This is a genomic window from Mesorhizobium sp. M0058 (genome assembly GCF_040323095.1).
Lineage (GTDB): Bacteria > Pseudomonadota > Alphaproteobacteria > Rhizobiales > Rhizobiaceae > Mesorhizobium.
This window is the reverse complement of the sequence record NZ_JAMYUQ010000055.1, coordinates 1-1,054: the sequence shown is the minus strand read 5'-3', so window position 1 is coordinate 1,054 and position 1,054 is coordinate 1. Positions and strand designations below refer to the sequence as shown.

Genomic DNA, 1,054 nt, shown 5'->3' with positions numbered 1-1,054 from the left:
TGATCGACCAATGGAGCGAATCTACGGCACGTTGGAGGATAGCTTCGCTTTGAGCATGGCTGGGTGAGGCGACTAGGACGTGCCCGATCCAGTCGCGGTAATCGCCTTTCCTGATGATCGGCGCCTTGGGTTCAACATAAAATTTGACCTCGGCAACACCTGGTTCAGAAGGCTTCAGGCCGGCGCGGGTGATCCGTTCAAGGACGCCATCTCGGTCAGCAACCAAGTACCGCGCGGCCGCAATGTGCGAATGCCTTCTGCGTAAATCGGTCTCTTCGCCAATAGCAAGCTTGATGTGCTCGGTGACAAGATCGATCCCCCAAGCCAGCTCAATCAGCTGGGGAGTAGGTGCGCCATGAAGCCGTGGGTTGACTTCAATGACTACCGGGCCGCGGTTCGTCCACCGGAATTCGATGCCCGCCGGCCCCCAGCCAAGCCCAAGAGCTCGCAAACAACTCAGCGAAATATCGGCGATACGTTTATGCTCGTCATCAGTCAGCGGGGCCGGAATGGTGCACGCACGGCAGACGAAATGCGGGGGAGGGCCGTAATCAGCGGTCCCAATTCCAATGATCTGATCTCCCATTGTGTCTGCCCAATAGTAAGGACCTTCTGCGAATTCCTCGACCAGCACCCTAGGCGAAGACCGCCATTTGTGCTGCCCACCCAACATATAGGTTGTATGTTTAGCTAACTCATCGAGGTCGCGACACAATCGAACACCCATGCTGCCGCTGCCTACAGCCGGCTTGACAATTACGGGTAGTCCGATCTCTGCGGCAGAGCTTTCGACGTCCGCCATGTTCGCTGCCAAGCGATAAGCCGGAATCGGAATGCCGGAATCCGAGAGAAGCTGACGTTGAGCGAATTTGTCGTGACATTGTTCGATGGATATGGGGTCCGGTCCCGGTAGATTGAAATGGCGGCAGAGCTTGCTAACTGTTGCATAAATCGACTCATCGTCGCCCGAAAAGCCAGTAATGCCAGCAATCTCGTGCGTCTCTCCTAAGCGGGAAAATTCGCGGATCAGGGCATCGAGATCGTCTGTATCGAC

At 56.0% G+C, this 1,054-nt stretch carries 1 protein-coding gene; it reads right to left on the bottom strand.

Features of this window, described 5'->3' with window-relative positions; translation table 11 throughout:
- Positions 1-1,054: ATP-grasp domain-containing protein (locus tag NKJ75_RS32755; protein ID WP_352500759.1), on the bottom strand; the 1,054-nt coding region annotated here is incomplete at both ends.